This window comes from Micromonospora sp. NPDC049101 (assembly GCF_040648675.1).
GTDB lineage: Bacteria > Actinomycetota > Actinomycetes > Mycobacteriales > Micromonosporaceae > Micromonospora.
The window spans coordinates 168,745-189,975 of record NZ_JBEZED010000015.1 but is presented as its reverse complement, the minus strand read 5'-3'; the positions used below and the strand labels follow the sequence as shown (position 1 = coordinate 189,975).

The window sequence follows — 21,231 nt, the reverse complement described above, 5'->3', positions numbered from 1 at the left end:
CGGCTTTCAGGAAGGCGCGGCATCAACGTGCCCCGGACACCCCGACTTCCTGAAAACCGAGTCGATCATGACCGCCGAGCGCCGAGCGCCGAGCGCCGAGCGCCGAGCGCCGAGCGCCGAGCGCTGGGCCGCTGGGCCGCCGGGCGGGTCAGTCGAAGGTCGGGAGGGACGGGCCGAGGACGTCGTCGGCGTCGACGATCGTGTACGCGTACCCCTGCTCAGCGAGGAAGCGCTGCCGGTGGGCCGCGTACTCGGTGTCGATCGTGTCCCGGGAGACGACCGTGTAGAAGTGCGCCTGCCGGCCGTCGGCCTTCGGCCGGAGCACCCGCCCCAGCCGTTGCGCCTCCTCCTGCCGTGACCCGAACGTGCCGGACACCTGGATCGCCACCGCCGCCTCGGGTAGGTCGATGGAGAAGTTGCCCACCTTGGAGATCACCAGGGTGCGCAACGAGCCGGACCGGAACGCGTCGAACAGCCGCTCCCGCTCCTTGTTCGTGGTCGAGCCCTGGATGATCGGCGCGTCGAGGTATTCGCCGAGTTGGTGCAGCTGGTCGATGTACGCGCCGATCACCAACACCTGGTCGTCCGGGTGCCGGTCGACGAGGGCCTTGACCACTGGCAGCTTGGTGCGGGCGGTCGCCGCCATCCGGTAGCGCTCCTCGGCCTCCGCCGTCGCGTACGACATCCGCTCCGCGTCGGTCAGGGTCACCCGGACCTCGGTGCACTCGGCCGGGGCGATCCAGCCCTGCGACTCGATGTCCTTCCACGGCGCGTCGTACCGCTTCGGGCCGATCAGGCTGAACACGTCACCCTCGCGGCCGTCCTCGCGTACCAGTGTCGCGGTGAGGCCCAGCCGGCGGCGGGCCTGGAGGTCCGCGGTGAACCGGAAGATCGGCGCGGGCAGCAGGTGCACCTCGTCGTAGACGACCAGGCCCCAGTCGCGGGCCCCGAACAGGTCCAGGTGGGTGAACGCGCCGCCGCGCCGAGAGGTGAGCACCTGGTACGTCGCGATGGTGACCGGGCGGATCTCCTTGCGTTCGCCGGAGTATTCGCCGATCTCCTCCTCGGTCAGCGAGGTGCGGGCGATCAGCTCCCGCTTCCACTGCCGGCCCGCGACGGTGTTGGTGACCAGGATCAGCGTGGTCGCCTTCGCCTCGGCCATCGCCGCCGCGCCGACCAGGGTCTTGCCGGCGCCGCAGGGCAGCACCACCACACCCGACCCGCCCGCCCAGAACGCCTCGACGGCCTCCCGCTGGTACGACCGCAGCGTCCACGGCTTGCGCCCGTCCTTGCCGGCCTCGGCCAGCTCGATCGGGTGCGCCTCACCGTCCACGTAGCCGGCCAGGTCCTCCGCCGGCCAGCCCAGCTTGAGCAGGGCCTGCTTGAGCCGGCCACGCTCGGACGGGTGCACCCGGATCGTGTCGTCGTCGATCTTGTCGCCGAGCATTCCGGCGAGCTTCTTGCTCTTGGCCACCTCGATCAGCACCAGCCGGTCCAGTGCGCGCAGCACCAACCCGTACGCCGGGTCGTTGGCGAGCTGGAGCCGGCCGTACCGGTCCATCGTGTCCGCCACGTCCACCAGCAGCGCGTGCGGCACCGGGTAACGGGAGTACTTGAGCAGCGAGTCGACCACACCCTCCGCGTCGTGCCCCGCCGCCCGGGCGTTCCACAGGCCCAGCGGGGTCAGCCGATAGGTGTGCACGTGCTCCGGGGAGCGCTCCAGCTCGGCGAACGGCGCGATCGCCATCCGGCAGGCCTGCGCGTCGGGGTGGTCGATCTCCAGCAGCAGCGTCTTGTCCGACTGCACGATCAGTGGTCCACCGCTCACGCCAGCGTCCTCTCCTCGGTTGGTCGCCCGGCTGGGACGTGTCGCATACCCGCCGCTGGCCGACCATCCAGTGTTGCACGATGTGGGATCTGCGAAGAAAGATGCGCACCGGGCGCAACCGTGACGGCACTCACGAACGTCTAGTAAGGGAACGACGGCCAGGGGAGGTTCCATGAGGCATGTCCGGATCTCTTCCCGGCTGGTCGCTCTGGTGGTGGTTGTGCTGGTCGGCGCCGGTGCGTGCGCGTTCGATCCGCAGTCCGGTGGGAGTGGTGGCGGGGGAGCCGCGCCAGCCGGTGCGGCGGAACAGGCAACGGGGGCGAGCGCTGCGCCCGGCCCGGACCAGCGCGGCCGGCCCACACCGGCCGCACCCAGCCCGACGCCGAAGGCAACCAGGCCCCCGGCGCCGAAGCCCACCCGCAGCGCGACGCCGAAGCCGACCACCGGCACCGGTACGCCGACGGTTGCCGGCTGCCCCCAGGGGCAACACCAGCGCGAGGTGGAGACCTACCTGGCCCGGCTGGGCGGGTTCGGGGCCGTGACCGTGGACGGCCGGCAGTCCGCCGCCGACTGCGCCGCGATCAAGAAGTTCCAGAAGAGGTACGGCATTCGCCCCGTCGAGGGTCGCGCCGGGCCAACCACCTACGACGTGGCCCAGCGCCTCGCCACCACCGACCCAGCCAGGTGCGGGGCCGGCACCGGCACCACGTTCTGCGTGGACCTGACCCGGCAGACCGTCTGGGCGGTCCGCGGCGGCAAGGTGATCATGTCGCCGACGGTGACCCGCACCGGGATGTCCGGCTTCCGCACCCCGGCCGGCACGTTCACCGTCAACTTCCGCAACCCGAAGGAGTGGTCCGACCCGTACGAGGTGTGGCTGCCGTACTGGCAGCACTTCACCCAGGGCATGGGCTTCCACGAGACCACCACCTACCTGCACGACAAGTCGATCGGTTCGCACGGCTGCGTCAACCTGCTGCACGCCGACGCCGTCCGGATGTGGGAGCTGGGCAGGGTCGGCACCCGGGTGGTGCTGATCGGCCGCCGCCCCGGCACCTGACCGACGCGGAGCGAATCACGGCGATAACCCCCTGTCCGACCGGTCCAACGAGTGTCACGCTGGGAGGCCAGGGCCGGACCGGGCGGGGAGGCTGGGTATGACGGTCGACCGTGAGGTGATCCCAGAGCACGACCAAACGCCACCCGACGGGGTGTCCCGCGCGACGGTGATCGCCTACGCCGTCGCCGCGACGCTCCTCGTCGGGTGGTTCCTCTTCGGCTGGCTGGTGCTGCGGCAGGGCTTCGTCGACTCGGTCGGGGAGTCCGCCGGCGCCGGCTTCGCGCTGCTGCTGGTCATCTCGGTGGTCGGCACCGTCCGCCGCAGCCGCCGCTGACCGACCGGGCCAGCGGCGGCATCGCCCCGCTCAGTCCGCCAGCACCGCCGCGGTGATCCGGTGCAGCGCGAACGTGTGCAGCATTTCGGTCCGTTCGTCCTCAGCCCGCAGGTAGCCGGCACCGATCGAGACCGGCTTGAGCAGGCGCGACGCGGTTGCCCCGTGCGCGTCGACGTAACCGACCCAGACCAGCGCCTTGTCCCGGACCGCCTGCTGGAGCACCGCCAGGGCCTCGCTGTGAGTGTGTGCCGGCACCGGGCCGCCGCCCAGCCCCGGCGCACCGCCGCGCACCACCGCCGGTGCCCGTCGGGCCGCCCGCGCCGCCGCGTCACCCCGCCGGATGTGCTCCACCACGCCGAGCAACCGGGGCATGGGCAGCTTCGGGGCGGCCAGCGGATCGAGTGTCCGGGTGGTCACCGACACCCGGGCCGGTGCCCGCCGGATCCGCGGCCGGGCCAGCACGGTGCTGCCGGTGCCGTCCTCCTGCACCGGGGCGAACCCGGCGTCGCGCAACGCACCCAACAACCGACCAACCTGGTACGGCGTACACAGCACCGTCGGCGCGAGCCGGCGCAGAGTCAACGACTCCAACCGGCGGTCGGCCAGCACCTCGCTGATCAGCGTCTCGTCGTCGCTGCGCAGGTACGCCCCGGCCAGCCCGACCCGCAGCCCGCCGTGCTTACGGGCCACGTCGTCCACCAGGTAGGTGAGCCCCTGCGGCACCGGGGTACGCGACCGGCGCCGGAACACGTCGTGCAGGTCGTCGGCCGTGTAGCCGGAATCCAGGGCGCGCCGCACGCTCGCCGTGGTGACCCGGTGCACGCTGGCCCCGCCGGCCGACTCGAGTTCGGTCATCGCCTCCAACTCGGCGGCGAGCGCCGGTTCGGGTGGGCCGGGCACCACCACGGTCAGGTCGGCCTGCACCAGGAAGTGGTCGACCGGGGCGGGCAGCAGCGCGTCCAGGGCTCGGGCGGCACTGGACGGGTCACCGCTCTCCACGTCGGCGTGTACGCCCAGCGGGTCGTCGTCGCCCCGCTCGTCGGCCGACGTCAGGTCACCGAGCAGCAGCCGACCGTACGAGGTGAGCGCCCCCAGCCCGGTCACGCCCAACTGTGCGGCCTCGGCCAGCACCTCCCGGTGGGCGGCGTCCCGGCCCCGGCTGCGCCGCGGCGCCCGCCAGTCCAACAGCTCCTGCACCTCCTCGGGGGTGGGTGCGGTCGCCGGCTCCAGGTCGGCGAGCACACCGAGTACCGCCCGCCGGGTGGCCGGCGCGCTGGCCCGTTCGGCCTCGGCGGAGAGCGCGGTGATGGGCCGATCCCGGTCGTCGCGCCGGCCGACCAGGCCCACCTGCCGGCTCATGGTCAGCCAGGCCCGGGCGAGCTGCTCCCAACGCTGGGCCAGCGAGGCGGCCCGCCACACCTCGTACCCGCCGGTCGGCAGCACCTGCTGGTCCGCCCCGTACCGGCTGGTGGTCGCACCGGGCATCTCCAGCTCACCCGCGAGCCCCGCCGCGTACGCCACCTCGAGCAGCAGTGCCGCGGTCGGCTCGTCCAGCCCGCCGGTGCGGGCCAGTCGACGCAGGTCCCGCACACCGATGCCGCCCGAGCGAAGCACCGGCGCGGGTTCGTCGGCGAGTTGTTCCAGCAGCCCTTCGGTGTGTCGGACCACCTCCATCGTCTGCCCGGCGCCGGCCGAGTCGACAGCCTTCGCCTCACGTGGCGCGGCGGCGACCGGCGGTGGGCTGGTGCGCAGCGGCCCGAGCGGCCCGCTGTCGCGGCGGAGCAGCAGGCCGACCTCGCGGGGCAGCTCCACGGTGCCGCTGGCCGTCGACGAGCCGGTCGTCACGGGGACCAGGAGCCGGTTGTCGACGAGCCAGCGCACCGGGGAGCCGGTCGGGGCGCCACCGTTGGTCGGGTCGGAGAGCACCGGGTCCGCCGCGCCCAGCGGCGGTGCCTGCAGAGCGCCCGGCGGCACGCTGCCCACCGGTGGGCCGGCCGCCAATCGGTCCAGGATCGCCCGGGCCGAGGGTGGGGCGGCGAGCAGCGTCCGTCGTAGTTTCGCCGGGTCCGCGCAGAGCGCGGCCGTGCGCGGGTCCAGCTCCGCGGCTGGCCGGCCGAGCCCGGCGGGGTACGGGGCGACTTCGTCGACGGCGGGCACCACCTGTAGCGCGTGCTCCGGGCCGTACAGCAGGAAGAGCGCACGCAGCCGGCCCACGGCGGCCCGGATGGCCGTCGGAGCGGGCGGGTGGGGCCCGGCGGTCGCCATGGCGAGCACGGCGTCGGTGGCCGTGGTGCCGTCGTCCGGGTTCCGGGTGAGGCGGGCGGCGTCGAGGATCTGGAGGGTGAACTGGTCCAGCCCGTCCAGCGCGCGGGCCACCGAGACCCGGGACTGGGCCCGGATGGCCAGGGCGGAGACGTCGGCCGGCACGGGCACGACGAGGTCGGGCCGCAGTTGGAGGAGCGCGGCCAGCGACTCGTCGGGCAGCGACCGCAGGTGGTCGGCGAGTGAGGTGGTCATCGTCTTTCCACGCTAGCCCGGCAGTGGGCCCTCGCGCCCCTCGGACGTCCGGCCGACTGGGAGTCGCCCGGTAGGTTTCTCGACATGCCCGCACTGACCGTCGGATTCGACCTCGACATGACCCTGGTGGATTCCCGCCCCGGCATCGCGGCGGCCTATCGGGCGCTGACGGCGAGGACCGGCGTGCCGGTGGACGCGGAGCTGGCGGTGTCGCGGCTCGGGCCACCGCTGCGCACCGAGATCGCGCACTGGTTCCCGCCGGAGCAGGTCGAGTCGGCCGTACGGGCGTACCGCGAGCTGTATCCGGCGTACGCGATCACCCCGACGGTCCCGTTGCCGGGCGCACGGGAGGCCATCGACGCGATCCGGGCTCGGGGCGGCCGTGTGCTCGTCGTCACGTCGAAGATGGGTCGGCTGGCCCGGCTGCACCTGGACCACCTCGGCCTCACGGTCGACGAGTTGGCCGGTGACCTGTTCGCCGAGCAGAAGGCGACGGCCCTACGGGAGCACGACGCGACCCACTACGTCGGTGACCACGTGGCGGACATGGTCGCGGCGGCGACCGCGGGGGTGCCCGGCATCGGTGTCGCGACCGGCCCGTGCTCCCGCGATGAGCTGCGCGCGGCCGGGGCGAGGGTGGTGTTGGACGATCTCAGTGAATTCCCGGCGGCGCTCGACGGCATGATCCAGCTAGCCTTGGAGCAGTAGCGGCTCAAGTGAAGCAGGGGTTTTCAGGTGCCTACGGGGCGAGTGAAGTGGTACGACACGGCCAAGGGGTATGGCTTCGTCACCAGTGACGAGGGCGGCGACGTGTTCCTGCCCAAGGGCGCGCTGCCGGCGGGTGTCACCGACCTCAAGGGTGGCCAACGGGTCGACTTCAGCGTGGTTGACAGTCGTCGGGGCGCACAGGCCATGGGCGTCAAGCTGCTGGACGCGCCGCCGTCGATGGCGGAGTTGCGCCGTCGGCCGGCCGAGGAGCTGCACGGCCTGGTCGAAGACATGATCAAGGTGCTGGAGGCGAAGGTCCAGCCGGACCTGCGCCGGGGTCGGTACCCGGACAAGAAGACGGCGCAGAAGATCGCTCAGCTGGTCCACGCGGTCGCCCGCGAGCTGGAGGTCTGAGGCACCAGGCCGGCGGTGGCGGCTCGGTCGAGCAGTGCCGCCACCGCGGCGAAACCGGCCTCGCCGAGGTCTGCGGTGAACTCGTTGACGTAGAGGCCGATGTGCCGGTCCACCACGTCGAGCTCCATCTCCTGGGCGTGCGCCAGCACGTACTCCCGGCTGGCCGCCGGGTCCGCCCAGGCCTGCCGGACCGACTCGCGGACCCAGCCGGCCGCGGCCTCCGGGTCGACCGCGCCGCGTCGGGCCAGGATCGCGCCGAGGGGAATGGGCAGGCCGGTGTCGGCCTCCCACCACTCGCCGAGGTCGACCAGGGCACTCAGCCCGTGTCGGTGGTAGGTGAACCGGGCCTCGTGGATGACCAACCCGGCGTCGTAGCGGCCAGCCGCGACGCCCGGCATGATCTCGTGGAACGGCACCACTTCGATCCGGGCCGGCGGCCGTCCGGCCGACCAGAGCCGAAACAGCAGGTACGCGGTGGTCCGGTCGCCCGGCACCGCCACCGTGGCACCGGTCAGGTCGGTGCGGTCCGGCCCGCCGTCGCGGTCACCCCGGGTGAGCACCAGCGGGCCGCACCCGCGACCAAGCGCCCCGCCGCAGGGCAGCAGGTGGTAGTCGTCGAGCAGCCAGGGCAGCGCCGCGAAGCTCACCTTCACCAGGTCGAACGCGCACTTTTCGGCGGCCGTGTTGGTGACGTCCACGTCGGCGTACGTCACCTCGACCGGCGGCGCGCCCGGCACCCGCCCGTGCACCAGGGCGTGAAAGACGAACGTGTCGTTGGGGCAGGGCGAGATCGCCAGGGAGAGCGCCACACCCCCACGTTATCCCCGCCCCCGCACGTTCTCCTCGGCGCGGTCTGGTGCCTGTGATCTGTGCCGTGCCATGCCATGCCATGCCGTGGCCATGCCGTGGCCGTGCCCGTGCCGTATCTCCATCGAGCCTGATGCCGGTGAGTCATCAAGATGACTCACCGGCATCAGCGTGGTCCCGGCCGTTCGCCCGTGCCGTGCCCGTGCCCGTGCCGGCGAGGTGCTGACGAAGGGATGTACACAGCACCAGGGGCACTGTCCACAGGGTTATCCACAGGGGGGGCTGCTGCTGTTGACGGCGCGAGTCGGCCGTCGGCGCTCACGCTCGAAGTCCGTCCTCCTCGGTAGCAGTCAGCGCGAACGCCGGGGCCGCCGCGGTCAGGGCGGTGAGGGCTTCGCGTAGGCGCCAGGCGCCACGATCGCGGGGGCCGATCGGGTTGGAGATGGTGCGTAGCTCGGCGAAGGGCACCCCGGCCTGCGCCGCGGCGACCGCCACGCCGTACCCCTCCATGGCCTCGGCGACTGCCTCCGGATGCCGGCCGCGTAGCTCTTCGGTGCTGGCGGCGGTGCCGGTGACCGTGCTGACCGTGAGCACCGGGCCGATCGTGGCCGCCGGGAGGGCGGCCCGCAGCGCCGCCAGCAGGACCGGATCGGCCCGCACCACGCCGCCGACCCCGAGCAGCGCGAGTGGCATGCCCAACTCGTCGACGGGGATGAAACCGTCAGGCGACTCGGCACCCAGGTCGGCGGCGATGCTGGCGGTGCCGAGCACCGTGTCACCGACCTCGGCCCGGCCGGTGAAGCCGCCGGCCACGCCGGCGCTGACCACCGCGCGGTACGGGCGTCCGGCGGCCTCGGCCAGCGCCAGCAGGCGTGCGGTGGCGGCACCGGCGACGGCCGGGCCCACGCCGATCGGGGCGACGGTCACGGTCGGGTCGGTCAGCCCGGCGCGGACCGCGTCCGCCTCGGCCGGCACCGCCGTCACCACCAGCAGACCGGTCACGAGAGCGAGCCGGGGGACTCGCGGCGAGTCTCCTCGTCGGCGCTGCCACCGGGGCCGCCGACGGAGGAGGACGGTCGGTAGATGTGGTAGCCCGGCGGGGCCAGGTTCGGATCCTCGTACGGCGGGGAACTGCTCTGCGCCGGTGCCGGCGAGGTGGGGGTGGAGTCAGCGGGCTCGGCCGCCGGCTCGTCCTCGGTCAGCTCGTCGTCGCCGAGCGGTCGGCCGGCCAGCTTCTCGCCGCGTAGCCGGGCGGCGACCAGCACACCCCGGATCGCGGCCAGGACACCCACCCCGGCGGCGACCGCGATGCCCATCCGGCCGTCGAACGGGACCAGGCCCAACCCTCCTCCGGCGACGAAGGCGAGCATCAGCACCGTCTCGGAGTGGGCGAAGGAGCTGGCCCGCAGCCGCTCCGGGATGCGCTCCTGGATGGAGGCGTCCACGGCCAGCTTGGAAATCCCGCTGACCAACGCCGCGACCAGGCAGAGCAGGGCGACCATCACCAGCGAGAAGTGGATGACGGTGAGCACCGCCACCCCCGCCACGATGATCATGCTGCTGGACTGGATGGCGGTCGGTCGGTGGATGCGTAGTCGGGTGCCGATGGCGGTGGCCAGGAAGGTGCCGACCGCGAGCGACCCGCCGACCACCCCCAACGCCCACTCGGCCCCCAGATCCCGGCCGAACGCCACGGTGGTCAGGTCACCCTTCTTGATCGCGAAGGCGAGGAAGAGCAGCAGGAAGCCGTACACCGCGCGTAGCGTCCCGGCACCGATCAGGGTGGCGATCACCACTCGACCGGCGGGACGACCCCGACCCAGCGGGCGATCGCCGCCGCGGCGGCCCAGCGCCCGCAGCGGCCGGGGCACCCGCTCCGGTGGCTCCGAGTCGGCCTTCGGCGGCAACCGCAGGGAGATCACCATGCCGATCAGGAAGATCACCGACGCGACGCGCAGCGGCCACTGTGGGCCGAACCAGAACGCGGCCAACCCGATCGGCGCCACCAACGCGCCCGCGACCGTGCCGTAGACGCTGGCCCGGGCACCCACCTGGGAGAGGCCGAGCCCCTCCGGCAACAACCGGGGCACCGCCGCGGACCGGGCCACGCCGTACGCCCGGGACAGTGCCAGCACCCCGAACGCGGCCGGATAGAGCCCGAAAGCGTGGATGTAGTCGGAGATCAACCAGGCCAGGAACGCGCGGCCGAGCATCGTGGCGGCCAGGGCGTACCGCCGGCCGTGCCGGAAGTGGTCCAACAGTGGGCCCACCACGGGGGCGAGCATGGCGAACGGCACCATGGTCACCAGCAGGTAGAGCGCGACCTTGCTGCGGGCCTCGCCGAGCGGGACGTTGAAGAAGATCGTCCCGGCCAGGCCGATGGCGATCAGCGTGTCACCGGCACAGGAGACCGCGTGCAGGTCGAACAGCCGGACCATGCCGACCTCGCCGCCGGCACCCCGGGCCCGGGCCCGACCGGCCCGCCGGGTCACCCAACGGCCGCTGCCCACCGAACCACGCAACAGCAGACGAACAGCACGGATCCCGGTGCCGACGGTCCGACCGAGGACGGATCGCCCGGAGCGGGAGTACGACGGCATGTGCACCATCCTCGCCCATCCGATCCGGGTACGCCGCGCCACCACGGGGAAAGGTTCCCCGGGAGTCACTGTCACCCCTGCGGGGCGCATGGGGAACAATGGTGAGGTGACCAGGCCCGCCTCCACCCGCGCCGCCCGTCTCGACCAGGTCTGCGCCGCCGCCGTCGAGGTGGCCCGCGCTGGCATCACCGAGGTGGACGCCGACGACGTCGGCGACCACCTGCAGGTTGTGGCCGAGGGTGAACGGCTGGTGACCCACTACTTCGAGTGTCGCCTCGCTGGCTATCGCGGCTGGCGGTGGGCGGTCACCGTCACCCGCGTGTCGCGCAGCAAGACGGTGACCATCTGCGAGACGGTCCTGCTGCCCGGCCCGGACGCGCTGCTCGCGCCCGGCTGGCTGCCCTGGCAGGAGCGGCTCAAGCCGGGCGATCTGGGCCCGGGCGACCTGCTGCCGACCTCGCCGGACGACGATCGGCTGGTCCCCGGCTACCTGCTCTCCGACGACCCGGCGGTCGAGGAGACCGCGTGGGAGTTGGGCCTCGGGCGAGCGCGGGTGCTCTCCCGGGAGGGTCGCATCGAGGCGGCGCAGCGCTGGTATGACGGCGACCACGGCCCCGAGGCGCCCATCTCCACGGCAGCCCCGGCCTCCGCCCGCTGCGGCACCTGCGGCTTCTACCTGCCGTTGGCCGGTGCGATGCGGCAGGCGTTCGGGGCGTGCGGCAACTTCTACGCCCCCGACGACGGCCGGGTGGTGAGCGCCGACCACGGTTGCGGCGCCCACTCCGAGACGCTGATCGAGGCGGCCGAGACCGCCGTCGAAGAACTACCGACGGTGTACGACGACAGTGCGGTGGAGGCCATGTCGGTCAGTCGCGCCCCGGGTTCGGTGGAGACGACCGAGCCGGCGGAGCCGTACGGGCACTCCTGACCGTTCGCGCCGGGGTGACCCGGGTGCGGTGGTGGGGTCAGCTCGCGCGTCGCCGGCGGCGGTTGGCGTCGTGGCGCATCATCGCGGCGAGCCCCGGGAAGCCCCACAGGAAACCGGCGAGGCAGGTCCAGAGCCAGTTCTGGTGACCATGGTCGGTCAGCCAGCCCCGAAAGAAGATCAGCAGGACCAGCCCGGCCACCGCCCACGCGACCAACCCGGCGAGAGCGAACGGCACCATCGGCGGGTCCAGTGGTGCGGGCCGCGGTGGTTGCTCGTTCGGCATTCGGCAAGCGTACGCGATCCACTTCCCCTGCCCACTTGTGATCTGGGACGATGCGCGCGACAACCGGAAGATCACCTGCGAGGACCCGATGGCAGTAGCGCCGCCCGAGAACGGCACACCTCCCACTCCCGCTCATCCCCGTAACGGTTTCGACAGGTTCTTCGAGATCTCCGCCCGTGGCTCGACGATGAGCCGTGAGGTACGCGGTGGCCTGGCGACCTTCTTCACGATGGCGTACATCGTGGTGCTCAACCCACTGATTCTGGGTGGCGCCGTCGACGGTGACGGCAAGACCCTCCCGATTCCCGCGCTGGCCGCCGCGACCGCGTTGGTCGCCGGCCTGATGACCATCCTGATGGGTGTGGTCGGCCGGTTCCCGCTGGCGCTGGCCGCCGGTCTGGGTGTCAACGCGCTCATCGCGTACGAGATCGCTCCCGAGATGACCTGGGCCGACGCGATGGGCCTGGTGGTCATCGAGGGTGTGCTCATCGCGGTGTTGGTGCTGACCGGTCTGCGGACCGCGGTGTTCCGTTCGGTGCCGACGCAGCTGAAGACCGCGATCGGGGTCGGTATCGGTCTGTTCCTGACCATCATCGGTCTGGTGGACGCCGGTTTCGTCCGGCGGCTCCCGGACGCCGCGAACACCACGGTCCCGGTCGGCCTGGGCATCGGCGGCAAGCTGGTGAGCTGGCCGCTGCTGGTCTTCGTGGTGGGTCTGCTGATCACGCTGGTGCTCGTGGTGCGCCGGGTGAAGGGTGCGATCCTGATCGGCATCCTCGCCTCCACCGTGCTCGCGGTGATCGTGGAGGCGGTCGGCAACATCGGCCCGTCGTTCGTGGACGGGAAGCCCAACCCGAAGGGCTGGGCGCTGAACGTGCCGGAGCTGCCGAAGACGGTGGTGGACCTGCCGGACCTGTCGCTGCTCGGCAAGTTCAACGTGCTCGACTCGTGGGGGCGTGCCGGCTGGGTGGTCGTGCTGATGTTCGTCTTCACGCTGCTGATCACGGACTTCTTCGACACCATGGGCACGATGGTGGCGGTGGGCCAGGAGGGCGGCCTGCTCGACGAGCAGGGCACCCCGCCGCGTACCAAGGAGATCCTGCTCGTCGACTCGATCGCCGCGGCGGCCGGCGGTGCGGCCAGCACCTCCAGCAACACGTCGTACATCGAGAGTGCCGCCGGTGTCGCGGAGGGTGCGCGGACCGGTGTGGCCAGCCTGGTCACCGGCGTGCTCTTCCTGCTGGCGATGTTCCTCGCGCCGCTGGTGGTGGTCGTGCCGTTCGAGGCGGCCTCGACGGCCCTGGTGGTCGTCGGTTTCCTGATGATGACCGCGGTCCGGACCATCGACTGGTCCGACTACGAGATCGCCATCCCGGCGTTCCTCACGATCGTGCTGATGCCGTTCACCTACTCCATCTCCAACGGCATCGGTGCCGGCCTGATCACCTTCGTGGTGCTCAAGCTGGCCCGGGGTAAGGCCCGGGAGGTGCATCCGCTGCTGTACGGGGTGGCCGCGCTGTTCGTGCTGTACTTCCTGCGTGGGCCGATCGAATCGCTGGTGCTCTGACGCCCGTCCGGGCGGGGAGTCGAACAGGATTCCCCGCCCGGAGCAGCACTAACCTCCTCGTGAGCCTGGTCATAACCGATGTCGTTAGCCATGCTCATTAGTTAAGCTAACTACTGTGACGGAGCGGACGGTGACGGCGAAACGCGTGCCACCGGCGCAGCTGGCCCCCCAGTTGCGTGATGCGATCACCCGACTCAACCGGCGGGTCCGCCAGGCCCGACCGGTCGGCGACCTCACGGTCACCCAGGTCTCCGCGCTCACCAGCCTGCGGCTGGCGGGTGCGATGACCCCCCGGGAGCTGGCCGATGTCGAACGGGTGCAGCCACCGACGATGACCAAGATCGTCGGTAAGTTGGAGGACCGCGGCCTCGTGCGGCGGACCCCCCATCCGACCGACGGTCGGCAGGTCATCCTCGCGGCGACCGATGGGGGGCACGCCGTGCTCGACCAGTTCGAGCGGGCCCGCGACGAGTGGCTGGCCCACCGGCTGGCCGCGCTCGACGAGGACGAACGGGAGACCCTGCAGCGGGCCGCCGAGATTCTCCAGCAGCTCGCTCGCGCCTGAGCCGCACTCAGCCCCACCGGGCCGTGCCGTCACCTGTCGATGACGTGTACGTCCTGAAGGAGGCGCACCAAGAGTGCAGGCCAAGCTGAGCACGATGTTCCAGTCCCTACAGGTCCGCAACTACCGCCTCTTCGCATCCGGGCAGCTGATCAAGTTGATCGGCGTCTGGATGATGTTCATCGCCCAGGACTGGCTCGTCCTCGACCTCTCCAACAACTCGGCCACCGCGCTGGGCGTGGTCACGGCCTGCCAGTTCACCCCGGTGCTGCTGCTCACCCTGCTCTCCGGCCGGCTCGCCGACCGGTACGACAAGCGGGTGCTGCTGTTCGCCGCCAACGCCTTCTGGAGCCTGCTGGCGCTCGGCATGTCCCTGCTGGTCCTCACCGACCTGGTGCAGCTCTGGCACGTGTTCGCCTTCGCCGCGCTGCTCGGCACGGCCAACGCCGTGGAGACCCCGGTCCGGCAGGCGTTCGTCTCCGAACTCGTCGGCACGCCCCTGCTGCCCAACGCGCTGTCGCTGAACGCCGCCGTGTTCAACTCGGCCCGGATCGTCGGCCCGGCCGTCGCCGGCCTGGCCATCGCCGCGTTCGACGTCGGCCCGGTGTTCCTCTTCACCGCCGTCAGCTCGATCGCTCCCCTGGTCAACGTCGTCCGGATGCGCACCGCCGACCTGCACCGCGACGCCCTGCTGCCGCGCGACGAGCGGGCGTCCGCACGGGTCATCGACGGGCTGCGGTACGTGTGGCGTCGGCCCGACCTGCTGTTGCCGATGGCGGTCATGTCGGTGATCGGCATGTCGCTCTTCAACTTCCAGCTCACCCTGGCCGCGCTGGCGAAGACGGTCTTCCACACCGGTGCCGCCTCCTTCGGCCTGTTCAGCACGGCGCTGGCCGTCGGTGCGCTCGGCGGAGCACTCAGCGGCACCGGCCGGCGCAGCCGCCCGTCGGTCTGGCTGGTGCTCGGTGCGGCGATCGCCTGCGCCAGCTTCGGCACCCTGGTCGGCCTCGCCTCGGCGTACTGGCTGGTCGTGGTGCTGCTGGTGCCGACCGGCTTCTTCATGGTCTTCTTCGCCCAGGCCGCCAACCAGCGGGTTCAGTTGGGCGTGGACGCGGCCTTCCGGGGTCGGGTGATGTCCCTGTGGGTGCTGGTGTTCCTGGGCACCAACCCGGTCGGCGCGCCGCTGATCGGCTGGGTCGCGGAGCACTTCGGTGCCGGGGCCAGCATCTGGATGGGCGCGTTGATCTCATTGGCCGCCGCGCTGATCGCCCTCACCTGGCAGTTGCGCCGCTCCGGTGCCCGGCTGCGTTTCCGGGTGCTCCCGATGCCCCGCTTCTACGTGACCTCTACCGACTGCTGAGGTTCGGCGAAGCAACCGCGGCAGTCTCGTTGTACGGATTGTGCGGATGCGGCCAAATCGCTGGCGGGGCGGCACGATGGGGCTTAGCGTCGATACGTGGGAGTCGGACGCGCGCTGATGCTGGCCCTGGCGTTCCTTGCCGTCGCCAGTCTGCCGGCGGCGTTCGCCCTGCTCTTCTGCTACGACGAGATCCTCGACCGGGTCGTCTGCGGCTGGTCCGAGTGGCGTGAGCGCAGCCGGGAGAAGCGCACCATCGCCCGCCTCGACCGGGCCGTCGAGGCCGACGCGCTGACCCGGGACATCGACCTGAGCGGTTTCGACAGTGTCGACCGTCGGCCCCTGGAGCAGCTCGCCGCCGACCTGCGCCGCCTCGGTGGTCAGCGACTCGGTGGCACCGGCCGGTCGATGGTCTGGCACGGCGCGCTCCTGCAGGCGTACGACGATCGACTCCGGTTGGCCTGCCGGGCCCTCGGCATCACCGAACACCTCGCCGAGTTGGAGGGCGTCGACCAGGAGATCGAGCGGGTCCGGGTGGAGGGTGTGCTGCACGCGGCCGGGCTGGCCCTGCCCGCGGCCCGAGCCGGGCACTGGCAACGGCACCGCTGAGCCCCGGTTGCGGCTCTTCGTCGCGGTCTACCCGCCCGCCGAGTCGGTCGACCACCTCGGCGCGCAGGTCGCGCGGCTACGGGTTGGCGCGGCGTCCGCCCCCGGCGTCGACGTCCGGCTCGCCGATCCGGCCCATCTGCACGTCACAGTGGGTTTCCTCGGCGACGTCGAGGCGGCCCGGCTGGTCGAGGTGCGGAGTGCGCTCCGGCTGGCCGCCGAGGGGTTCGGTGCCGGCCGGCACGCCCTGGCCCGGCTCAGCCTCGGCGGCGGTGGCCGGTTCGGTCAGGGCCGGTCGACGGTGCTCTGGGTGGGCCTGCGCGGCGAGGTCGAGGCGCTGCACCTGCTGGCCGGGCTGGTCCGGGCCCGGTTGCGGCAGGCTCGGCTGCCGTGCGACGCCAGGCCGTTTCGCCCACACCTGACCGTGGCCCGGCCCGGCGATCGGATGGACCCGGCCGACGTCGAGGCCGACCGGGCCGCACTGGACGACTACCAGGGCCCGGAGTGGCCGGCGACCGAGCTGCTACTGATGCGCAGCCAGCTCGACTCCCGAGGCTCGCGCTACGACCGGCTCGCCGCCTGGCCGCTCTGATCCGGTGCGGTCGGCACGACGACCCGCACGGGCACCTGCCCCTGGGCCGAGATCGGTGGGGCAGCGGCAGTCTCGGGCCCGCTGCGGAGGACTTCGCGGGCCTGTTCGGCGGCGCGGACGATGCTCTCGCTCATGAAGTCGAGGAAACGGGCGATGTTTTCCAGGCGGGCGGCGGCCGGGGTGTGCGCACCGAGGAGGGCGACGCCCTGCCGCGCGGTGGCGACGAGCTGGTCGTTGGCGCGGGCGCTGGCGATCGTGGCCTGGTAGAAGAGCTCATTGTCGACGACATAGCGGTCGCGGCGGCGTTCGTCGCGTTCCCGGCGGACCAGACTCTGGCCCTCCAGGAAGGTGATCGCCTTGGAGATGGACGCCGGGCTGACCTGAAGGCGCTGGGCCAGCTCGGACGCGGTGAGGGCGCCCGCGTCGGTGGTGAACAGGCAGGTCAACACGCGGGCCCCCATCTTGTTCAGGCCCGACGCCATGAGGACGGTGGTGAAGGCCTCCTCGTAGTCCGCGACGGCCTCGGCGTCGCGCCCGTGCTGCGGGAGGACCGCTGCCGTCGGGCGGGCGGCGGCTGGTCTGCGCCGGTGGGCGCGGCGTTCGGTGGCGCGGTGCGCCAGGTCGGCGCGGTAGCCCAGGGGGCCGCCGTTGCGCATCACCTCGCGGGTGATCGTCGAGGTGGGACGGTCGAGACGCCGGGCGATCTCCGCGTAGGGGAGACTGTCGACCAGCCCCAGCGCGATCTGCTGGCGTTCCTGCTGGGTGAGTCGGCCTCCCGGCATCTGATCTCCCTGGTGATCCCTCGTGGCGGCCTGGTGGCCCCTTCACCATAGCGTTCACTTCTGGTCCATTGCAACAGGCGCGGCGGCGGTCGTTGCATTAGGCGGCACCCTTGTTGCAATGATTGGTGTGACCTGAGCTGGGAAAGTCCTCCTGGAACGCAACGAGCTTGTTGCCTGATATTGGAAAGCAACGTAGCGTTTCCGATATGAGAAACGACGCACGAGCACCGGAGAGCCTGATGAAGACGTTCGACACCCCCGCCCCGATCTCCGCCATCCTGACCATCCCCGCCGGGCGCATCCAGCTCATCGCCGCGGACCGCGTCGACACCACTGTCGAGATCCTGCCCACCGACCCGACCAGGAGCCGCGACACCAGGGCCGCCGAACAGGCCACCGTCACGTACGCCGACGGCGTCCTGCGGATCACTGCCGCACCCCCCGGCAGCCCGCTCGTCGGTCCCTCCGGATCCCTGCAGGTGACCGTCCGACTGCCCGCCGGCTCCCGTATCGACGCCAAGGCCGCCAGCGCCGAGCTGCGGGGTGTCGGGCGCCTCGGCGACGTGACCTTCGACGGCGCGTACCGCCAGATCAAGATCGACGAGGCGGCGAGCGTCCGCCTCACCGCGATCGACGGCGACGTCGAGGTCGGTCGGCTCACCGGCCCTGCGGAGATCAGCACCACCAGGGGCGACATCCGGATCGCCGAAGCCACGCACGGCACCGTCGTGCTGACCACTCAGTCCGGCGACATCTCGGTCGCCGCCGCCGCTGGCGTCTCGGCCGCGCTGGACGCCGGCACCGGCCACGGTCGGGTCAACAACGCCCTCCGCAACGACGGCACCACCGCACTGGACATCCGCGCCACCACCTCCCGCGGCGACATCGCCGCCCGCAGCCTCTGAACAGGACGGATCACGATGACGAACAACAGCATGTCCGCGACCAGTTCGACGTGGACCGGCCTGGTGCCGGTCGACGACACGGCCCTGGCCGTCACCGACACCGGCGGTCCCGGTGTTCCCGTGGTCTACCTCAACGGTCAGTTCGCCACCCAGGGGTACTGGCGTCGGGTCATCGCCGACCTGGGCACCGGTTGGCGGCACATCACCTACGACGAGCGGGCTCGCGGCAGGAAGTCGAAGCGCTCGACGGACTACTCCTTCGAGGCCGCCGTCCGCGACGTCGACGCCGTCCTCGCCGCCCGAATTGTGGACCGCGCGCTGGTGGTCGGCTGGTCCTACGGGGCGGTCGTCGGGGCGCACTGGGTCAACCGGAACCCGGAGCGCGCTCTCGGCGCGGTCCTGGTCGACGGCGCGTTCCCGCACGACTGGCTCGACGAGGCCATGGAGCAGCGGATCCGGAAGATGTTCCGACGGATGAACGTGTTCATGCCGCTGCTGCGCCCCACCGGTCTGACCCCGCGAATGAATGCCGCCCAGATGGCGGACAGCAACATCGAGCTGGGCAGACTTTCCCGTGAGCGCGAGTTGGGCCCCGTGCTGGACGGCATCACCGTCCCGGTGCGGTACGTCGTCGCCTCCGGCACGTCGCTCGGCAGCCGCGGTGACGAACAGGAGAAGATCCGTGCCAGCCTCGACGCGGCGACCGCCCGCAACCCGCACATCCAGATCGCCGCGAAGGTCGCCAGCAACCACGGTGCGATCCTCAAGAAGGACTTTCCGGCCGTCGCCCAGGCCGTACGCGAGGTCGCCGGCCACGCCGTCGAGGGCGCTGAAGACCCTCGGTGAGGCCACGCGTTCCGCGTCGGCGGGTGGCCGTTCACCACCCGCCGACGCGACGCGTCAGGAAGACTCGCGTGCCGCCGGCCCGCTGCCGAAGAGCACGTCGTCCCAGCTCGGCAGGCGCTTGCGGGGCTTACCGTTGGCATCTGTGGACTCGCCACCGGCGGCCGCCGCCGCGCCCGTGCGGCGGGGCCGCAGCACCGCCAGCGACGGCACGGCCGGCACCTCCTTGGGCGCGTCCGAGTCGTCGTCGAAGGCCGACCCCTGGCCACCGCCGAGCAGCGCGGCGGCACCCCCGCCGACCGGCCGCTGCCGAGGCGCGTCCGAACCAGCAAGAGCAGCAGGGGTCCGCGGCTCAAGGCCACGACCCGACGAGGCGCCCAGCGGGCGGTCAAGTGAGGCGAGCAGCGCGTCCCGGCCGGCCCGGATCGGATCCCGGCCCGGGCGCGGATGCTCGGACGCCGCCGGCAACCCGTGCCCACCACGGCTCGGCTCGCCGCGCGAGGGACCGGGCAGGCCGTGCCCGCCCCGCTCCGGTGCCGGCTCCTGGCCGAGGATCGGCGTGGGCCGCTCGGCGCACAGGTATTGCGCCATGTCGTCGTGCGGGGCGACCGACTGCCGGGTCTTGTCGAGATCCCAGATGGCCTGCGCGGTGGCCTTGCCGGACGGCCAGGTGGCGATGATCCGCCAGGTGCCGTCGTCCCGCCGGTACGCGTCCCAGGAGATCTTCTCGGTGTCGATGCCGTGCTGGCTCAACCGACCGTTGACCACCTCGGCGAGCGGGGTGGGCTTCTCCGCGCCCTTGAGCCGGGTGCGGCGGGCGTGCTGGGCGAGCATCGCCCGCTCCTGGAGGACCGGGCCGGCATAGCGCAGCACCCGGTCGACCGGCACCCCGGCGATCCGGGCGACGTCCTCGGCGGACTCACCGGAGCGGATGCGGGCCTGGATGTCCCGAGGGGACAGTGAGGGAGTCGGGTCGACGGTGGTCGGTGCCGCCGGCAGCGGCGGCGCGCCGGGCTCGGCGTGCAGCGCCCCCGAGATCCGGTCGTCAATCGGCAGGGCGAGCAACCGCCCGACCTCGTCGGCGAGAACCAGGGCATGGCCGTCCTCGGAGAGGGCGACGAAGCGTACTGGGCGCATAGCGTTGCCTCCGTCCCGCTTCGCTGGCCGCACGCCACGAGTCGGCCACCCAGGCGTCTCGGACCACCGTACGCGCATCTGTCTCGGGGTGGGGGAAGCGACACCCGGCATGTCGTGACTGAGCTGCAACGATGATCACGGTCGGTGTCCGTGGAGGCCCCCACGAACACCGACCGTGACGAACGTCAGAGTCGTTCGATGACGTAGTCGATGGACGCGGTGAGCGCCTCGACGTCCGCCGGCTCGACGGCCGGGAAGAGCGCCACCCGCAGCTGGTTGCGACCGAGCTTGCGGTACGGCTCGGTGTCGACGATGCCGTTGGCGCGCAGCGCCTTCGCGATTGCGGTGGCGTCCACCCCGTCGGCGAAGTCGATCGTGGCGACCACGTTGGAACGCAGCGCCGGGTCGGTGACGAACGGGGTGGCCACGCTGGACCGCTCCGCCCAGCCATACACCGTGGCGGCGCTCTCGGCGGTGCGCTTGGCCGCCCAGGACAGGCCACCCTGCGCGTTCATCCAGTCGGTCTGCTCGGCGGCCAGGAAGATGGTGGCCAGCGCCGGGGTGTTGTAGGTCTGCTCCAGGCGCGAGTTGTCGATCGCGGTGACCAGGTCGAGGAAGGCGGGGATGTAGCGCCCGGACGCCTTGATCTCGGCGGCGCGCTCCAGCGCTGCCGGTGACATCAGGGCCAGCCACAGGCCCCCGTCGGAGCCGAAGCACTTCTGCGGAGCGAAGTAGTAGACGTCGGTCTCGCCGACGTTGACGTCCAGGCCACCCGCCGCGGAGGTCGCGTCGACAAGCAGCAACGCGCCCTCGTCCGCCCCGGCCACCCGGCTGATCGGCACGGCCACGCCGGTGGAGGTCTCGTTCTGTGGGGTCGCGTACGCGTCCACACCGGACTCGGCGACCAGGGTCGGGGCGCTGCCCGCGTCGGCCTTGCGGACGGTCGGGTCACCGAGGAACGGCGCGTCCTTGACCGACTTGGCGAACTTGGCGCCGAACTCGCCGAAGCTGGCGAACTGGGCCCGGTCGCGGATCAGGCCGAAGGTGGCGACCTCCCAGAACGCGGTGGTGCCGCCGTTGCCGATCACGACCTCGTAACCCTCGGGCAGCGCGAAGAACTCGGCGATGCCGGAGCGCAGCCGGGCCACCTGGTCGCGGACCGTCTTCTGCCGGTGCGAGGTGCCCAGGTAGCTGGTGGCGACCTCGGCGAGTGCGGACACCGCCGCTGGGCGGACCTTGGACGGCCCGCAGCCGAAACGGCCGTCGGCGGGCTTGAGGTCATCGGGAATCCGGATGGTCGGTGCGTCAGCCACGGTCTTGAAGATCCTTCCGCAAGGGCGAGGGCGGGCCCGGCGACACTGCCGGCCCTCATCCTCGCACTCGGACCCATCGGTGGAAGCC

Annotated in this window: 21 protein-coding genes; 12 read left to right on the top strand and 9 right to left on the bottom strand. The window is 72.0% G+C overall.

The features are described from left to right. Nucleotides 1-148: 148 nt before the first annotated feature. Entirely contained in the window at nt 149-1,828 is a 1,680-nt protein-coding gene (locus AB0B57_RS22045; protein ID WP_357072701.1) for a DNA repair helicase XPB, read from the bottom strand. A 172-nt stretch (nt 1,829-2,000) separates the two neighbouring features. Between AB0B57_RS22045 and AB0B57_RS22040 the strand changes: the two genes are divergently transcribed. Together AB0B57_RS22040 and AB0B57_RS22035 are read left to right on the top strand one after the other, a co-directional pair. Next, a complete protein-coding gene (locus AB0B57_RS22040) occupies nt 2,001-2,888 on the top strand; it encodes a L,D-transpeptidase family protein (RefSeq protein WP_357072698.1) in 888 nt (295 codons plus the stop codon). A gap of 97 nt (nt 2,889-2,985) precedes the next feature. Beyond that, nucleotides 2,986-3,222, top strand: coding sequence for a hypothetical protein (locus AB0B57_RS22035; protein ID WP_357072695.1), 237 nt, complete (start codon nt 2,986-2,988; stop codon nt 3,220-3,222). A 30-nt stretch (nt 3,223-3,252) separates the two neighbouring features. On the opposite strand, the gene AB0B57_RS22030 is transcribed toward AB0B57_RS22035, so the two are convergent. Beyond that, nucleotides 3,253-5,739 (bottom strand): helicase-associated domain-containing protein, encoded by a 2,487-nt coding sequence (locus AB0B57_RS22030; RefSeq protein ID WP_357072692.1) that lies wholly within the window; start codon nt 5,737-5,739, stop codon nt 3,253-3,255. 84 nt (nt 5,740-5,823) lie between these two features. Here AB0B57_RS22030 and AB0B57_RS22025 point away from each other — a divergent pair, with 84 nt between their 5' ends. Together AB0B57_RS22025 and AB0B57_RS22020 are read left to right on the top strand one after the other, a co-directional pair. Further along, nucleotides 5,824-6,447, top strand: coding sequence for an HAD family hydrolase (locus AB0B57_RS22025; RefSeq protein WP_357072689.1), 624 nt, complete (start codon nt 5,824-5,826; stop codon nt 6,445-6,447). Between the two features lie 27 nt (nt 6,448-6,474). Then, nucleotides 6,475-6,861 (top strand): cold shock domain-containing protein, encoded by a 387-nt coding sequence (locus tag AB0B57_RS22020; protein WP_088986676.1) that lies wholly within the window; start codon nt 6,475-6,477, stop codon nt 6,859-6,861. Here AB0B57_RS22020 and AB0B57_RS22015 read toward each other — a convergent pair. The 3 genes from AB0B57_RS22015 to AB0B57_RS22005 all read right to left on the bottom strand — a co-directional run bounded on the left by AB0B57_RS22015 (nt 6,822) and on the right by AB0B57_RS22005 (nt 10,268). Further along, nucleotides 6,822-7,670: a 1,4-dihydroxy-6-naphthoate synthase gene (locus AB0B57_RS22015; protein WP_357072685.1), complete on the bottom strand. Its 849-nt coding sequence runs from the start codon at nt 7,668-7,670 to the stop codon at nt 6,822-6,824. The genes AB0B57_RS22020 and AB0B57_RS22015 overlap by 40 nt on opposite strands. A 316-nt stretch (nt 7,671-7,986) precedes the next feature. Continuing rightward, the gene (locus AB0B57_RS22010) at nt 7,987-8,670 is read right to left on the bottom strand and encodes a futalosine hydrolase (RefSeq protein WP_357072682.1); all 684 of its coding nucleotides are present in this window, start codon (nt 8,668-8,670) and stop codon (nt 7,987-7,989) included. Then, a complete protein-coding gene (locus tag AB0B57_RS22005; protein WP_357072679.1) occupies nt 8,667-10,268 on the bottom strand; it encodes an MFS transporter in 1,602 nt (533 codons plus the stop codon). Before AB0B57_RS22005 ends, AB0B57_RS22010 begins: the two co-directional genes overlap by 4 nt. Between AB0B57_RS22005 and AB0B57_RS22000 the strand changes: the two genes are divergently transcribed. Further along, a complete protein-coding gene (locus tag AB0B57_RS22000; RefSeq protein WP_357072676.1) occupies nt 10,267-11,196 on the top strand; it encodes a DUF3027 domain-containing protein in 930 nt (309 codons plus the stop codon). The two genes, AB0B57_RS22005 and AB0B57_RS22000, sit on opposite strands and share 2 nt — an antisense overlap. Before the next feature lie 37 nt (nt 11,197-11,233). On the opposite strand, the gene AB0B57_RS21995 is transcribed toward AB0B57_RS22000, so the two are convergent. After that, nucleotides 11,234-11,479, bottom strand: coding sequence for a DUF2530 domain-containing protein (locus tag AB0B57_RS21995; protein WP_357072674.1), 246 nt, complete (start codon nt 11,477-11,479; stop codon nt 11,234-11,236). Nucleotides 11,480-11,567: 88 nt separating this feature from the next. Here AB0B57_RS21995 and AB0B57_RS21990 point away from each other — a divergent pair, with 88 nt between their 5' ends. The 5 genes from AB0B57_RS21990 (at nt 11,568) to thpR (ending at nt 16,163) form a co-directional block, all read left to right on the top strand. Then, on the top strand, nt 11,568-13,046 hold the full coding sequence (locus tag AB0B57_RS21990) for an NCS2 family permease (RefSeq protein ID WP_357072670.1): 1,479 nt from the start codon (nt 11,568-11,570) through the stop codon (nt 13,044-13,046). A gap of 115 nt (nt 13,047-13,161) precedes the next feature. After that, the gene (locus tag AB0B57_RS21985) at nt 13,162-13,611 is read left to right on the top strand and encodes a MarR family transcriptional regulator (protein WP_357072667.1); all 450 of its coding nucleotides are present in this window, start codon (nt 13,162-13,164) and stop codon (nt 13,609-13,611) included. A gap of 73 nt (nt 13,612-13,684) precedes the next feature. Beyond that, nucleotides 13,685-14,968, top strand: coding sequence for an MFS transporter (locus tag AB0B57_RS21980; RefSeq protein WP_357072664.1), 1,284 nt, complete (start codon nt 13,685-13,687; stop codon nt 14,966-14,968). A 96-nt stretch (nt 14,969-15,064) separates the two neighbouring features. Continuing rightward, complete coding sequence (locus AB0B57_RS21975; RefSeq protein WP_357072661.1) at nt 15,065-15,574, top strand: hypothetical protein; 510 nt, start codon at nt 15,065-15,067, stop codon at nt 15,572-15,574. 7 nt (nt 15,575-15,581) lie between these two features. Next, nucleotides 15,582-16,163 carry an RNA 2',3'-cyclic phosphodiesterase gene (gene thpR / locus AB0B57_RS21970; RefSeq protein ID WP_357072658.1) on the top strand — a complete coding sequence of 194 codons (582 nt, stop codon included), beginning with the start codon at nt 15,582-15,584 and terminating at the stop codon, nt 16,161-16,163. Here the strand turns inward: thpR and AB0B57_RS21965 are convergent. Next, nucleotides 16,133-16,945, bottom strand: coding sequence for a helix-turn-helix domain-containing protein (locus AB0B57_RS21965; protein WP_357072655.1), 813 nt, complete (start codon nt 16,943-16,945; stop codon nt 16,133-16,135). The genes thpR and AB0B57_RS21965 overlap by 31 nt on opposite strands. A gap of 206 nt (nt 16,946-17,151) precedes the next feature. Here AB0B57_RS21965 and AB0B57_RS21960 point away from each other — a divergent pair, with 206 nt between their 5' ends. Next, complete coding sequence (locus tag AB0B57_RS21960; protein ID WP_357072652.1) at nt 17,152-17,850, top strand: DUF4097 family beta strand repeat-containing protein; 699 nt, start codon at nt 17,152-17,154, stop codon at nt 17,848-17,850. 15 nt (nt 17,851-17,865) lie between these two features. Then, the gene (locus AB0B57_RS21955; RefSeq protein WP_357072649.1) at nt 17,866-18,696 is read left to right on the top strand and encodes an alpha/beta hydrolase; all 831 of its coding nucleotides are present in this window, start codon (nt 17,866-17,868) and stop codon (nt 18,694-18,696) included. Nucleotides 18,697-18,750: 54 nt separating this feature from the next. On the opposite strand, the gene sepH is transcribed toward AB0B57_RS21955, so the two are convergent. After that, a complete protein-coding gene (sepH, locus tag AB0B57_RS21950) occupies nt 18,751-19,830 on the bottom strand; it encodes a septation protein SepH (protein ID WP_357072647.1) in 1,080 nt (359 codons plus the stop codon). Nucleotides 19,831-20,015: 185 nt separating this feature from the next. Next, a complete protein-coding gene (gene serC, locus AB0B57_RS21945) occupies nt 20,016-21,143 on the bottom strand; it encodes a phosphoserine transaminase (RefSeq protein ID WP_357072644.1) in 1,128 nt (375 codons plus the stop codon). Between the last annotated feature and the right edge of the window lie 88 nt (nt 21,144-21,231).